This window comes from Terrimonas rubra, from assembly GCF_042686025.1.
Lineage (GTDB): Bacteria > Bacteroidota > Bacteroidia > Chitinophagales > Chitinophagaceae > Terrimonas > Terrimonas rubra.
Genome location: NZ_JBHUOZ010000001.1, coordinates 1,478,313 through 1,492,196, shown reverse-complemented (window position 1 = coordinate 1,492,196; position 13,884 = coordinate 1,478,313). Strand labels below are relative to the sequence as shown.

Genomic DNA, 13,884 nt, shown 5'->3' with positions numbered 1-13,884 from the left:
TTATTGGGCAACAGGTTGTACGGGCACCGGCTCAACTACCCCTTGCTGATCTCTTAATGAAGGTTTCTTAAGGGTGGTGTCCGGCATAACAACACCGGGATCAATGGCCGGAACTCCCGGTAAAGGCCGCAGGTCTGTTTTTTCCTTGTTGTGGGCTGCTATGGAGTCCAGCACCTCCTTCATTATCTGGGGGTTCTCACGGTACCAGGCAAGGCTTTTATCAAAGGTTTCCCTGTCAATTTTATGCAACGCCAGCACTTTGTTATACACCTGGTCGCTTTTAACCAGTTTATGTATGCCGGTATCATGCAGTAATACATAACCCTGCAAAAATTCGCCGGCCATTAACATATCCCATAAAACAGCCTGCATAGGTTCTGGTTCCAGGATGCCTTTGGGCGTACGTTTAGTTTTACAGGCAACCAATAACACCAGGCTCAATATAACTAATATTACTCTCATTTTAATTCTTTGTAGGCTGTTATATTGGTTATGTCCAGCTTGGATAATATATCTGCGGCACGTGTACGGATATCCGGTTTTGCTTTTTTAAATATGCCTACCAGTTCATTGCTTTTTCCCTGGAAGAAGAATTGCATGAACATGGAATTGGGGTTTTCGGTATTTAAAGTGTTTAAGTAGTTCAGGCTGCTTAGTATACCGTTACGGCCATCTTCTTCATTCTCGTAAAACACATCCATACCATTACGGTAGTACGCATATAAAGCATCATGCACCAGTGCAAAGCGGTTATTGTTAAAATTCTCCGCTAACCAGTACCGGTTACGCTGGTTCTCAAAGGAACGCCAGCCACTGATCTCTCTTCCCTCGGGTGCATTGTTAACAATATTCCATGCTTTCTGGAAATAGGTATTGCCACCGCGTAAGGAGAAAGAATTATAGTCAAGGCCTAAAATAATATTGACATAGTATGCCAGGATAGCCGTTAGGTTGGCCACCTGCGGATCATTGCCCTGCACCCTGTTTTCATTAAATTCTATAGGCTGAAATTCAACATATTTGAATGTTACATTTTCATCCAGATAGTTAATAAGAGGCGAATCGTAAGTAGTATTGTATATAGGCCGGGCAGCCTGTACGGTAAGTTTGCCTTTAAATACATTATCACCCAGGTCCTGTTCCAGGTTCAGTAAAAAATTACATTGAATTTTTTCCTGCTGCTGGTAGGAATCGTTTGTCCATTTACGGGTATTTAAAAAGTTCATCAAACCTGTCTGCAGGGTTTGAAATATCTTTTTATCGATCTGTGAACTTATTTTACTGCTTACTACCGTTAAACGCGCCTGCAGTTCCTGGGCATTTACGCCGGCAACCATGGCCATGAATACGGTAGAGAATAATAAGTTTTTAAGCATAGTGCAAAGATGTAATAGTATCAATAATATCGTTGGCCACTTCTTTTTTGGGTTTGGCATCAAAAGCTATGCGTTGCCCCCCTTTGGTAAAAATAGTCACCTTATTGGTATCCACTTTAAAGCCGGCATCTTTATCTGCCAGGGAGTTTAAAACGATCATGTCAGCATTTTTGGATTGCAGTTTCTGCAATGCATGTTCCTGTTCGTTATTGGTTTCCAGTGCAAAGCCCACCACAACCTGGTTGTTTCTTTTTACCTGGCCGATACTTTTTAAAATATCCTTTGTTTTGGCAAGGGTTAACTGCAGCCCTTCGTCTTTCTTTTTAATTTTTTCCGTGGCGGTGGTTTCCGGGCTAAAATCGGCTACCGCAGCGGCCATGATCGCCAGGTCAGTCTCCGCAAAACGGCTCATACAGGCTTCGTACATCTGCTGCGCGGTCACTACATTGATCACCTCTATCTGTTTATTACCGGTGCCGGATGCTACGGGCCCCAAAACCAGGGTAACCAGGGCGCCACGCTCCTGTAATGCTTCGGCCAGGGCAATACCCATTTTACCTGAGGAATGGTTGCCTATAAAACGTACCGGGTCGATAGGTTCGTATGTAGGGCCGGCTGTAACCAATACTTTTTTTCCCTGCAAAGGACCGGGCTTATACTGAAGCCTTTGCTGCAGGTAATCAACTATTGCTTCGGGCTCTGCCATGCGTCCATCGCCAAAGAGGCCGCTGGCCAGCTCGCCTTTATTAACAGGAATAATGGCATTTCCAAAACCGGCTATCGTTGCCAGGTTTCTTTTGGTAGCGGGATGATGCCACATATCCTCATCCATGGCCGGGGCCACCACCACCGGGCAGGTAGCAGACAGGTAAACAGCCAGCAACAGGTTATCGCATAAGCCGGCAGCCATTTTAGCCAGTGTATTGCAGCTTAAAGGGGCTATGAGCATTATATCGGCCCATCGGCCCAGTGCCACATGGTTGGCCCAGCTATCGGCCTCGTACAGGTCGCCCAGTACTTTGTGCTTACTGAGTGTTGCCAGCGTAAGCGGGGATACAAAATCTTTAGCTGCCGGTGTAATGATCACTTTTACCTCGGCCCCGCTTTTAACCAATAAACGCACCAGCGTAATAGTTTTATAAGCGGCAATGCTTCCGGAAATACCAATTAAGATTTTTTTACCCTGCATCATATTACTGAAGTACTAATGTATTAATACTGTTATCCTCTTCTCCCGTTCAGTTATTTCAAATGTAATAACTGAAGCCTGTATCCCCCTCAAAAATAATCATACTGCCTGCATAAAAAAAGCTATAAAAACACGGGACAGCCCGTCGCTTTTATAGCTTGTCTTTTTTATTTGGTTATGACAGGTTAAGCAGCCGTATAACGACTAGCTGAATAACTCGTCATCTCCTTTACGGAAATAAACTTTATCTTCTAAAAACTCCTGGGTAGCTAAAAGAGAAGGGTTTGGCATACGCTCGTAAGCCCTTGATATCTCAATTTGCTCTTTATTTTCATGAATTTCTTCCAGGCTATCAGTATGGCTGGCAAATTCATCCAGTTTATTGTGCAATTCTTCTTTCAAAGAAATGTTTATCTGGTTGGCACGTTTACCAATAATAGAAATGGATTCGTACAGGTTACCTGTTTTAGCCTTAATATCATTAAGGTTTTTGGTTTCCACGTTACTGGCAATACCTGCACTAAGCTGGCGTCTTAACTTGCTCATTACTTAACTTTTTAATATTTGATTCAGACAATATTACAAACTCTTCCGCATCCTTACGTAATTTACTCTCAGGGAAGCGGTCAACAAAATCTTTATATTCAGCAATTACTTTTTCGTAACGCTCAATTTTTTTCTCCTCTACGCTCATTTCGGCAAAACGGTACCAGGCTTTAATGGCCATTAATTTATAGGCATCCGATTGCTGCGATTCAGGAAAAGCTTCCAGCATTTCGGTAAATGCTACGGCAGCCGCCCTGAAATGGCCCATGTCATAATATAACTGGGCACTTTTCCTGTCCTTTGTTTCCAGCTTACCCCGGCATTGTTCAATAATACTCTGGGCCTCGGCTACACGTGGTGAGTTAGGATAGGTATTGATGAATGTTTGCATTACTCCCATGGCTTTTACCGTATTGGTTTGGTCCAGTTCCGGTTTTGGCGATTGTTTGTAATAGGAGTAAGCCCGCATATAATCAATCTCTTCAGCACGGGTACTTGTAGGAAACACTTCCATGAATGTTTTGAAAAGGTTCTCGGCATTCATGTAATCTTTCTGGTAGTACGCACAATAGGCATATTTATAGTAAATATCCTGGAACTCGGGCCTGGTTTTGTAAAAAGGCATGATGTCCTCGTATAAGATCTGCGCCTTGTTGTACTTTTTCTTTACATAGTACTTTTCAGCCATACGCAGTTTATACTCCGGGTCAGGGCTTTTTAATATTTTATTGATGCTCTTACCGCAACCGGTAATAACCAGGACGAAAGCGAGCAGTAGTGTTACTATACCTATACGCATAAAGAAGTGCAAAGTTAATAGTTATACGCAAATCTTACAGAAAAAAGATACAAAGCCAAAAAGCGGTCGTTAAGGTTTTGGTAAAGAGGGGTTTAGGGGGCATTTTTATCGACGAGCCGGTTTTTTGGCTGTTTACCTGCATTAAAAAAGCCCCTCTAGAAATAGAGGGGCTTATATATCAGCAAAAAGTAATTAACTGATTATTTTTTACGCAGGTTCGGGTGAGGAGGCTCAACTCTTGCAGGACCGCTCTCGTCGCCGGTAGCAGCACGCAGGTCAACTGTGTTACAGTCACCACCTTCCTGGCCGTAGTTAAAGATAAAGCGGTCTTCACTGATACCTTGTTTTTCAACTAAGTAAGTGATCACTTTATTTACATGATCCCAGCTTAATTGTTGTTCTTTTTTGCTTGAAGAGCAATAACCAACAACAACAACTTTACACTCAGGAGCATTGCGTAATTTACCTGCTACAGTAGCTAATACAGCTTCAGCGTCAGCAGATAAAGTATTTGAATTTGCTTTGAAAGAAATGCTTGGTAACAGACCTAATTTGTCAGCACACTCGTTGGTTTTAACAAATAAACCAGGACAAGTAGCAGGATCAGGACAAGGTACTGGGCATTTACCTACACCATCAGCGTCAACTGGCTGGCAATAAGTAGGAGTAATTAACTCTTTATCTTTACAATCAGGTACACCGTCACCGTCAGTGTCTAAGCTAACACCATGAGAATCAACCGGGCAACCTGCAGGAGTTTGCTCCTGGTCAAATTGGTCAGTTACACCGTCACCGTCAGCATCAGGTAATACCGGATCTGGTATTTTCATCAGCTTAGGATTGCGGATTTCCTGGTAAGCGTAGTCTAATGGGTTTAACCAGTACAGAGGCTCAACCGCTTTAGCACCGATATTGTAGTTTAAACCTAAAGAAGCGAAGTTGTAAGAATCAAAATCACCAGTCAGTGATCCTGTTTCCTGCCAGCGCTGACCGTCTAATAAGTCGTCTTTAATGAAAGTATGACGATCTTCCAGTGCTAAGTTGAAACGTGGTCCAAGTTTGAAAGCAACACCCGCACCTACGGTAGCAGATGGTCTTACAGTTTGGCCAAATAATTTAGCTCTGTAATCACCGTGGTTTTCAGCTTTTGTTTCGTAGCTGTTGTCCATCGCGTCTTTTAAAGCTTTTCTGATATCCTTACGGTCTTTGTAAACCGCAGGGTTAGCAGCAGCTATCTGGTCAAACTCAAAATAAGGTCTGCCAGCATCATTTAAAGCATTGATCTTGGTTTCGTAGATAGTAGCACCTATACCACCAAAGCCGTAGAATACAAAGCCTGTTTTAGCTTTATGAAAACGGATGTTATTTAAAGTAATCACACCTTGTAAAGAAAGGTCCTGAGTTACTGTTTTGTAGTTGTAATAAACATTATTAGGACCATTGGCAGTACCATATCCTAAATCATTCCAGGGATTTCCTTGTTTACCAGCGTAACCGGTACCTGGAGCATAATGCATCCCTTTACCGATTCCGTACATATACTCAGCACGTAAAGAGAACATGTATCCTAATGCTTTTCTCACGTGTACACCAAAACCTGGTGTCAGGAAAAGAGAAGGTACATCACCCATTACGGTGAACTTACCGGCCTTGATACCAACTTCCCATTGGTTACGAGGTTTTGCCGGATAATTGTATGTTCCATTCAAAAACTCTGTGTGTTGGGGGAGTCGTTTACTAGGAATTACGGAGGAGTCCTCGTACGATCTTACTCCAACTTGGGAGAAAGCCGTGAGGCTCATAAGGCAGGTCATGCCTAATAAAAGTTTGAACTTTTTGCTTGCCATAACTAAGGATTATGATTTGAAATCTGTCTTAATAAAACGCAAAAATAGAACTTGATGCTTAAAAACCAAATTTTTATCATTTTTTTTATTCACCTTGGTATTATATTTCAATTAGTTAGTTGCGCAAACGTTGGCTTTAATGGATCGTTAATTAACAATATTTAGGCGTAAATTGCCCCACTTTACCACTAATAATGAGTTTACCTACCAATTTAATAACCGAGGAATTAAAAGTTTTTGAAATGCGGTTTAAAGAGGCCGTAAAAAGCCAGGCTCCCCTTTTAGACCGGATCATGCGGTATATCGTAAAGCGGAAAGGCAAGCAAATGCGGCCTATGTTCGTTTTATTGTCGGCCCGGCTCTTTGGCCCGGTTACCGATATTACCTACCGTGCCGCTTCCCTGGTGGAGATCCTGCACACTGCCACCCTGGTACATGACGATGTGGTGGACGACTCCATGGAACGCCGGGGTTTTTTCTCGGTTTATGCGCTGTGGAAGAATAAGGTATCGGTATTGGTGGGTGACTATTTGTTATCCAAAGGATTATTATTATCCCTGGATAATAAGGATTACCGTGTACTGCATATATTATCGGACGCTGTACGCAAGATGAGCGAAGGCGAATTATTACAGATGGAAAAAGCCCGTTCGCTGAACCTGAACGAGGATATTTATTTCGAGATCATTAAGAATAAAACCGCCTCCCTGCTGGCATCGGCCTGCAGCGCCGGGGCCTGGTCCGTAACCGAGGACGAAGAAATTGCGGAAAAAATGCGCCAGTTTGGTGAAAACACCGGCATGGCCTTCCAGATCAAAGATGACCTGTTTGATTACGCCAACGAGAATGTAGGCAAACCCACAGGGAACGATATTAAGGAGAAGAAAGCTACCCTCCCCCTTATTTATGCTATTAACCACGCAGATAAAGCTACCCGCCGCCAGATCATACATATTGTAAAAAACGATAACCAGAACAAAGAGAAGGTAAACTGGGTGATTCAACAGGTACAGCAATTAGGTGGTATTGATTATGCCATTGCAAAAATGAACGCTTATACGCAGGCTGCCATGGACATATTATATACCTTACCTGATAACGAATTCAGAAAAGGCCTGGAAGACCTGGTAAAGTATGTTACTGACAGGAAGTATTAGGGAAGTCAGGAAGATTAAAAGTCCGAAAGACAGAAAGTTTGGCAGGCATTGTCAATTGTCCTTTATCAATTGTCCATTGCCATTCGTCAATTGTCCACTACTATAACCTGCGAACTGCCCGGTAAATGTGATAGTTCCAAACTATATGCGTATTATTGTAACCAACACTTTAAATGATTGCATTGGAAAAACGCTGGAATATACTGAAGCCTGACGCAGAAAAAACCCTAGCCTTACAAAAAGCACTTAATATTAACCAGGCCCTTTGCGGCATACTGGTACAGCGCGGTATTACCAGTTTTGAGGAGGCCAAACATTTTTTCCGGCCCCAGTTAACGGATCTGCACAGCCCCTGGCTGATGAAGGATATGGAAAAGGCCGTGAACCGGATCATTACAGCATTTAATAATAAGGAGAAGATATTGGTATATGGCGATTATGATGTGGACGGCACCACTTCAGTAGCCTGTATGTACCAGTTTATACAGTCGCAACATGAAGCTGTGGACTTTTATATACCCCACCGTTACCGGGAAGGTTATGGGGTGAGTAAAGCGGGTATTGATTTTGCCCATGAGCATAACTTCACTTTAATCGTTTCCCTGGACTGTGGTATAAAATCCACCGACCTCATCGCTTATGCCGCCACACTGGGCATTGATTTTGTGGTTTGTGACCACCATTTACCCGATGATACCCTGCCCCCGGCTGTGGCCATATTGAATGCCAAACAAAAAGATTGTCCCTACCCTTTTAAGGAGTTATGTGGCTGTGGTGTGGGTTATAAATTAATTACCGCATTATCCGAAAGGCTTGGCCTGCCGGAAACCACGCCCCATGCCTACCTGGACCTGGTAGCCACTGCCATTGCCGCTGATATTGTAGATATGGTGGGTGAAAACCGTATACTGGCTTTTTACGGTTTAAAAAAAGCCAATGAAAACCCCAATAACGGCATAAGGGCTTTATGTGAGTTAAGTGCCTTAAAAACAGCTCTACGCATCAGCAACCTGGTATTTATGATCGCCCCGCGTGTAAATGCCGCCGGCCGCATGGATGATGCCCGTAAAGCCGTACAACTTTTTGTTGCCAAAACCTATGCCGAAGCAGTGGATTATGCCCGGCAGTTACACAGCGATAACAGCGACAGGAAGATTGCCGACAGCAGCACTACGGAGGAGGCGCTGGCCCTGATCAGGAATAACCCCGAATGGGTGAACAGCCGTTCTACCGTATTATACCAGTCGCACTGGCATAAGGGCGTAGTGGGTATTGTAGCCTCGAGGATCATTGAACATTTTTACCGCCCCACTATTATATTAACACAAAGCGGTGAGTATGCAGCCGGCAGTGCCCGCAGTGTACCGGGCTTTAATTTATACGAAGCCGTACATGCCTGTAAGGAACACCTCTTAGGCTATGGAGGACATTTTGCCGCAGCGGGCATGACACTGGAGATTGACCAGGTAGAAGCATTCCGCCAAAAGTTTGAAACCGTTGTGGCCGCTACCATGCCCGAAGAACTGATGACACCGGAGATAACCATAGATGCCGAGATAACCCTGAGCAGTATTACCCCCGTGTTTTATAAAATACTACACCAGATGGAACCTTTCGGACCATTAAATGACCGGCCCGTTTTTATCAGCCGTAACGTAGTGGATACCGGTTTTTCAAAAGTGGTCAAAGAGCAGCATATCCGTTTTGTAATTAAACAAAATGATACCACTATTACCGGCATCGGTTTTGGCCTGCATGAAAAGTTCGGCTTTGTCAGCAACAAACAGCCTTTTGATATTGTGTATAAAATTGAGGAGAACGAATGGCAGGGTAACAAAACCTTACAAATGATGGTGATAGATATAAAGCCGGCTTCTGCCTGATTCAATTACTGGAGATATTTGGGCAATACTACCTATTGGCAGACCTACCGCCCGAAAGTAGTTTTATGTTTTTATTGTTATACAATAATGACATATAATGATACTAAGAACACTTATCCTACTATTACTCTTTACAAGGCTTGCTGCTGCAGCACAGGCACAGTTACCGGATTCCATCAAAAAACATATTGACAGCTGCCTGGCCATACTGGAAACAAACTCTTTATACTCCCCTTCCGTAAACTGGCAAAAGACCCGGCAACGGGTATTTGCAAAAGCAAAAAATGCCAAAACCAAAGCCGGTACTTTTGAAGCCCTGAAAATAGCTTTTGATGCACTGGGCGATAAACATGCTATGTATTATCATTATGACGACCAGTATAAGTTGAGTAATGATGTACTCATGGCCCGTTATACCGACTCCATTAAAGCGGCCTGGCTGGAAGGTCCGCGTATTGTACAACGGATGATGAACGGGATAGCCTATCTGCGTGTACCATTTATAGGTGTAAACAAACAAAAGGATATTGATGAAAGGGCTAATGCGCTTTACCGTGCTGTTAAGGATTTACAGGAACAAGCTCCCACCGGCTGGATCATTGACCTGCGCCTGAATGGCGGCGGCAATATCAGGCCCATGCTGGCCGGGCTGGCACCTTTTTTCCCGGATGGGACTGTAAGTTATTATCTTGATCACCATGGACAGGCTTCAGACAAATCAGCTTTTAAAGATGGACAGTTTTTAATGGATGGAGTAGTACAGGCTAAGATCGACAGTCTTATACCCGGATTTCCACAGGCGAAAATAGCAGTATTAACAGGGGCGGGAACCGGAAGCTCAGGAGAATTAACCGCTGCTATTTTTAAACAACGGGAACATACAAAGTTATTCGGAGAAGCCACGGCCGGCTTAGCCAATGCTACCGCGGGTTTTGTAATAGGTAAGGAGGTTTATTTTCTTATTTCCACCGCCAGGATAGCCGATAAACATCAACAGGCACTACCCGAAGTCGTATTACCCGACATTACGATAAAAGGTAATGATGCTTTTCACGCCATTGACAAAGACCTGACGGTACTTGCCGCCTTACAATGGCTGCAACAATAGTTTAGTTTGTAACATCCCTTACACACCTGAAGCCCGTATGTTCCATACCCGTATCGGGTGATGTTTTCATACGCCGGGCTACACGGTAGCCGCTGCAGTAAACATCGTTACATAAAAAGCTGCCGCCACGTAAGGAACGTTTGGGTGTATAGGGGTCCTGCGGATCGAAGGATTGTACAGGCCCTTGCGGATTCTGGGTGATCTTATCTTTTGCGGTTTGATAGTAATTGAAGTCGTACCAGTCGCTGCACCATTCCCATACATTGCCGGCCATATCATATAACCCATATGGATTGGGGGCATACTTTTTTACCGGTGCGGCAGTAATATAGCCATCCGTTTTTTTATTCAGGTAGGGGAAATTTCCTTCCCAGCTATTGGCTTTGGGCGACCCGGCATTGATATGCTCATTACCCCAGGGGTAGATATTATTTTGTTTTCCGCCACGGGCTGCATATTCCCACTCGGCCTCGGTAGGTAAACGCTTACCCGACCATTTACAATAGGCCATCGCATCATCCCAGCTGATATGTACTACGGGATAATTATCCTTACCGGTAATATTGCTCCCCGGACCCTGCGGGTGTTTCCAGCTGGCGCCAGGCACCCATTCCCACCATTGGCTATAGTCCTGCAGGTTAACGGGTCCGGCCGTTGTTTTAAAAACAAGAGAGGCCGCGACCAATACACTATCCGGAGGTTGTGGCGTACCAGGGGGTAATGTTTTTTTTAGTTCCTCCCAATCGGGTTTTCTTTCTGCTGTGGTAATATAGTTTGTTGCATCAACAAAGGCTTTGAATTGTGCATTGGTTACCTCATGTACATCTATGTAAAAAGCATTAAGCTGAACAGTATGCTTGGGGTATTCATCTTTATCGGCCTGATTATTATCGCCACCCATTTCAAAACGACCGGCTGGTATCAATACCATATCAGCGGTAGAAGTATCACCGTTAAAATGTATACTGTCCGTTCCGCTGCCTGTAGCAAACCTTGCCGGCGTTTGCATACAGCTATGCGCAGAATCTGGTGCGGTTGTTTCCTGCTGAGAACCCGATTCTGAATTACAACCAGCCAATAATGACAACATCATTATCGCCGGTACGCTTTTTTTTATTTGTATATAGGCCATTAGCCCCATGCTGCTATTAATTAATACTTAAAGATAAGTGGTCTGCCAGGCACAGAGATTATTCATCTAAAAATTCCCATTCTTTTAATACCGCCGTATGGTGTTCCTTTTTTTGAATGGCTTTAAAACGTTCAATAATGGCGGGGTGTTGCTGAGCAATATCTTTGGTCTCATTTACATCGGTAGACAGATCGTATAACTGCCATGGAGCGTTTTTATTTTTGCGCACATTGGTACGTACGCCTTTCCAATTACCCATACGAATGGCTACCTGTCCTCCTTTTTCAGGATATTCAAAATAAATATATTCCCGGTCTTTTTGCTGTTTGGTTTTTCCCAGCAAGGTAGGCAGGTAGGAAACACCATCGTTAGGCGGCGCCTGCTGACCCGTAAGATCAGCCAGGGTGGCCATAAGATCATACTGTACCGATACCAGGTCGCTTACCGACCCTGCTTTTATTTTACCGGGCCAGCGGGCTATAAAGGGCATACGGATACCGCCTTCGTATACATCCATTTTTAAACCCCGCAAGCCTGCTACACTATTAAAGAATTTCACATCTACCCCGCCATTAAAACTCGGGCCATTGTCACTGCTGAACATGATGAGCGTATTATCGTCGAGGCCCAGTTCTTTAATATGTTGCATAATGATACCCACCTGCGCATCCAGGTAAGTGATCATAGCGGCATAGGTAGATAAGGGATATTTGGTGGAGGAATACCCCTGCTGCCCGTAATAGGGCCTTTCATTAAACAGGCCGATATATTGTTTCACATATTCCACAGGTGCCTGCAAGGACACATGCGGTATAGTGTATGGCATGTATAAAAAGAACGGGGTTGTTTTATTTTGATCGATGAATGCCAGGGCTTTCTCGGTCATTTTTTCAGGAGCATAGGTCTTACCGGTGAAGTAATCAAAATCCTTATCGGTTGCCGTGGTTGAATCTAACCGTTTATGTACGGTAATGAAAGGCTGGTGTAAAGAATCCCATTTACCATTTTCCCATAAATGGGTGGGATAATAGTTATGTGCCTGCTTCTGATCCAGGTAACCGTAGTAATAATCAAAGCCCTGTTTATTGGGTGAGCCTTCGGTATTATGCATACCCAGTCCCCACTTACCGGTTAAGGCAGTGGCATATCCTTTTTGTTTTAACAGTTCCGCCACTGTAAACTCCTCCGCTTTTAAAGGCATTTGGCCACGCTCTGTACTATCCGGAAAACCGCCCAGTTCATGGTTGCCCCGGATATAGGACTTACCCCCGTTTTTACCGGTCATTAACATGGCCCTTGCCGGCGCACAAACCGGTATACTGGTATAGTGCTGGGTAAAACGCATGCCTTCCGCCGCCATTTTATCGAGGTGAGGTGTTTTAATTTTTTGCTGCCCATAACTGCCCAGCTCGGCATAACCCAGGTCATCGGCGTAGATATAAATAATATTGGGAAGCTTATTGTGCTGCTTCTTGGATTTTTTACCCTGGGCATAGGTTGTTATACCCGTTATCAAAAAAGCCAGTAGTACGGGTAATATCTTGTTCATGGCAGTATATGTATGAATACGCATCGTATGTTTATTGTTGAGCGCTTAAACGAAATAGTTTTGTTTCATGCGAAGCAAGTTTTCCTTTCCAGCTTTTACCCTTAGTTACCTGCTTATGCTGCCACAGATCTTTTACCATGTATTTCCCCGTTAAACCCAGTTCACTAAAATTGACCGTGGTTGTTTGCTCTGTATCGGCTTTGTTTAAAACAGCAACAGCATAGTCGCCATTGGCCAAAGGTTTTACCAATATATCCCAGCCTTCGTTGTTTATTTTGCGTTCGGCCTGTTTACCCAGTTCGTCCTGGTTAATGGCAATTATTTCTTCATTCAGGAGAATGTTTTTGGTTGCCTCATCCATGGTACGGATATCACAACTGGCATATAAGGGCGAGCTCATCATGGCCCATAAACTAAACTGGCTCTGGTATTCGGCCTGTGTACAACCATTCCCTCCTTTATAGGAAGAGGGGCCCTTTTTACCATATAAACCGGCCACCAGCATATCCGCATCGTTCCATTTACCCGGACCGGCATAATCCTGTAAGGCCACGTTTACTTCGTATATATCCCAGATACCTTCACTGCCCTCCTCGCCTGTTTTACGTTTCCATTTATCACGGATATCATAAGTGGTGCGCCATAAATTGCCGCCTGCTTCTGCAGCCCATAACCAGGGTTTACGCGGGCCCCATTCGCATACGCTGAATACAATATCGCGGCCCGATTTTTTTAAAGCATTGCCCATGGTGGTATAACGGGCTTTGGCCGTGGCCACATCTTCGGGTGCGCCGCAGTAATCGTATTTTAAAAAATCAACTTCCCAGGAAGCAAAGGTTTTCGCATCCTGCTGCTCAAAGTGTAAACTGGCTGTATAACCGGCACAGGTTAAAGGTGCGGCATCACTGTAAATACCCAGTTTAATGCCACGCTGGTGTACATAATCAGCCAGGGCTTTGATACCGGAGGGGAATTTTGCCGGGTCGGGGATGATATTGTTTTTTTTATCACGGCCGCCCTGCCAGCCATCATCAATAAATATATAGTTGTAACCGGCTTTTACCATGCCTGTACTCACCATGGCATCGGCCATGGAACGGATATCCTGTTCGGTCACATTATCGGCCAGCAGGTTCCAGCTCATCCAACCCATGGGAGGTTTTGCAGCCAGTTTTTTTTGTTGTGCAAAAACAGGTGTTAAAATCAACAAGCTTACAGCCATTAATATCAAACGCATTCGTATTATAGTTTAAACATTTACCGAAATTTATTTTGTACTGCAGCTGATAACATACAAC

General features: G+C 44.1%; 12 protein-coding genes. 3 read left to right on the top strand and 9 right to left on the bottom strand.

Going from position 1 to position 13,884, the window contains the following annotated elements; genetic code table 11:
- The 6 genes from ACFS6H_RS06280 to ACFS6H_RS06255 form a co-directional block, all read right to left on the bottom strand.
- A complete protein-coding gene (locus ACFS6H_RS06280) occupies positions 1-462 on the bottom strand; it encodes a DUF4296 domain-containing protein (protein ID WP_386096376.1) in 462 nt (153 codons plus the stop codon).
- A complete protein-coding gene (gene porD / locus ACFS6H_RS06275) occupies positions 459-1,376 on the bottom strand; it encodes a type IX secretion system protein PorD (protein ID WP_386096374.1) in 918 nt (305 codons plus the stop codon). Before porD ends, ACFS6H_RS06280 begins: the two co-directional genes overlap by 4 nt.
- Positions 1,369-2,568 carry a bifunctional phosphopantothenoylcysteine decarboxylase/phosphopantothenate--cysteine ligase CoaBC gene (gene coaBC / locus ACFS6H_RS06270; protein WP_386096372.1) on the bottom strand — a complete coding sequence of 400 codons (1,200 nt, stop codon included), beginning with the start codon at positions 2,566-2,568 and terminating at the stop codon, positions 1,369-1,371. The genes porD and coaBC overlap by 8 nt, the downstream gene beginning before the upstream one ends.
- Positions 2,569-2,769: 201 nt before the next feature.
- Entirely contained in the window at positions 2,770-3,111 is a 342-nt protein-coding gene (locus ACFS6H_RS06265; protein WP_386096370.1) for a DNA-directed RNA polymerase subunit omega, read from the bottom strand.
- On the bottom strand, positions 3,086-3,910 hold the full coding sequence (locus ACFS6H_RS06260) for an outer membrane protein assembly factor BamD (protein WP_386096368.1): 825 nt from the start codon (positions 3,908-3,910) through the stop codon (positions 3,086-3,088). The genes ACFS6H_RS06265 and ACFS6H_RS06260 overlap by 26 nt, the downstream gene beginning before the upstream one ends.
- Before the next feature lie 200 nt (positions 3,911-4,110).
- The gene (locus ACFS6H_RS06255) at positions 4,111-5,757 is read right to left on the bottom strand and encodes an OmpA family protein (protein WP_386096366.1); all 1,647 of its coding nucleotides are present in this window, start codon (positions 5,755-5,757) and stop codon (positions 4,111-4,113) included.
- A gap of 194 nt (positions 5,758-5,951) precedes the next feature.
- Between ACFS6H_RS06255 and ACFS6H_RS06250 the strand changes: the two genes are divergently transcribed.
- The 3 genes from ACFS6H_RS06250 (at position 5,952) to ACFS6H_RS06240 (ending at position 9,905) form a co-directional block, all read left to right on the top strand.
- Positions 5,952-6,914, top strand: a complete 963-nt coding sequence (locus ACFS6H_RS06250) for a polyprenyl synthetase family protein (protein WP_386096364.1) — start codon at positions 5,952-5,954, stop codon at positions 6,912-6,914.
- A gap of 173 nt (positions 6,915-7,087) precedes the next feature.
- Entirely contained in the window at positions 7,088-8,797 is a 1,710-nt protein-coding gene (recJ, locus tag ACFS6H_RS06245) for a single-stranded-DNA-specific exonuclease RecJ (RefSeq protein WP_386096362.1), read from the top strand.
- Positions 8,798-8,894: 97 nt separating this feature from the next.
- Positions 8,895-9,905 carry a S41 family peptidase gene (locus tag ACFS6H_RS06240; protein WP_386096360.1) on the top strand — a complete coding sequence of 337 codons (1,011 nt, stop codon included), beginning with the start codon at positions 8,895-8,897 and terminating at the stop codon, positions 9,903-9,905.
- A gap of 1 nt (position 9,906) precedes the next feature.
- Here the strand turns inward: ACFS6H_RS06240 and ACFS6H_RS06235 are convergent, their stop codons facing one another.
- The 3 genes from ACFS6H_RS06235 to ACFS6H_RS06225 form a co-directional block, all read right to left on the bottom strand.
- Complete coding sequence (locus tag ACFS6H_RS06235; protein ID WP_386096358.1) at positions 9,907-10,998, bottom strand: formylglycine-generating enzyme family protein; 1,092 nt, start codon at positions 10,996-10,998, stop codon at positions 9,907-9,909.
- A 97-nt stretch (positions 10,999-11,095) separates the two neighbouring features.
- Complete coding sequence (locus tag ACFS6H_RS06230; protein ID WP_386096356.1) at positions 11,096-12,586, bottom strand: arylsulfatase; 1,491 nt, start codon at positions 12,584-12,586, stop codon at positions 11,096-11,098.
- 31 nt (positions 12,587-12,617) lie between these two features.
- Positions 12,618-13,823: a glycoside hydrolase family 27 protein gene (locus tag ACFS6H_RS06225; RefSeq protein ID WP_386096354.1), complete on the bottom strand. Its 1,206-nt coding sequence runs from the start codon at positions 13,821-13,823 to the stop codon at positions 12,618-12,620.
- Positions 13,824-13,884: the final 61 nt, after the last annotated feature.

What these genes read in the sequence shown, in the direction of transcription:
- ACFS6H_RS06280 (WP_386096376.1), bottom strand. Translation starts at nt 462, where the DNA reads ATGAGAGTAATATTAGTTATATTGAGCCTGGTGTTATTGGTTGCCTGT.
- porD (WP_386096374.1), bottom strand. Translation starts at nt 1,376, where the DNA reads ATGCTTAAAAACTTATTATTCTCTACCGTATTCATGGCCATGGTTGCC.
- coaBC (WP_386096372.1), bottom strand. Translation starts at nt 2,568, where the DNA reads ATGATGCAGGGTAAAAAAATCTTAATTGGTATTTCCGGAAGCATTGCC.
- ACFS6H_RS06265 (WP_386096370.1), bottom strand. Translation starts at nt 3,111, where the DNA reads ATGAGCAAGTTAAGACGCCAGCTTAGTGCAGGTATTGCCAGTAACGTG.
- ACFS6H_RS06260 (WP_386096368.1), bottom strand. Translation starts at nt 3,910, where the DNA reads ATGCGTATAGGTATAGTAACACTACTGCTCGCTTTCGTCCTGGTTATT.
- ACFS6H_RS06255 (WP_386096366.1), bottom strand. Translation starts at nt 5,757, where the DNA reads ATGGCAAGCAAAAAGTTCAAACTTTTATTAGGCATGACCTGCCTTATG.
- ACFS6H_RS06250 (WP_386096364.1), top strand. Translation starts at nt 5,952, where the DNA reads ATGAGTTTACCTACCAATTTAATAACCGAGGAATTAAAAGTTTTTGAA.
- recJ (WP_386096362.1), top strand. Translation starts at nt 7,088, where the DNA reads ATGATTGCATTGGAAAAACGCTGGAATATACTGAAGCCTGACGCAGAA.
- ACFS6H_RS06240 (WP_386096360.1), top strand. Translation starts at nt 8,895, where the DNA reads ATGATACTAAGAACACTTATCCTACTATTACTCTTTACAAGGCTTGCT.
- ACFS6H_RS06235 (WP_386096358.1), bottom strand. Translation starts at nt 10,998, where the DNA reads ATGATGTTGTCATTATTGGCTGGTTGTAATTCAGAATCGGGTTCTCAG.
- ACFS6H_RS06230 (WP_386096356.1), bottom strand. Translation starts at nt 12,586, where the DNA reads ATGAACAAGATATTACCCGTACTACTGGCTTTTTTGATAACGGGTATA.
- ACFS6H_RS06225 (WP_386096354.1), bottom strand. Translation starts at nt 13,823, where the DNA reads ATGCGTTTGATATTAATGGCTGTAAGCTTGTTGATTTTAACACCTGTT.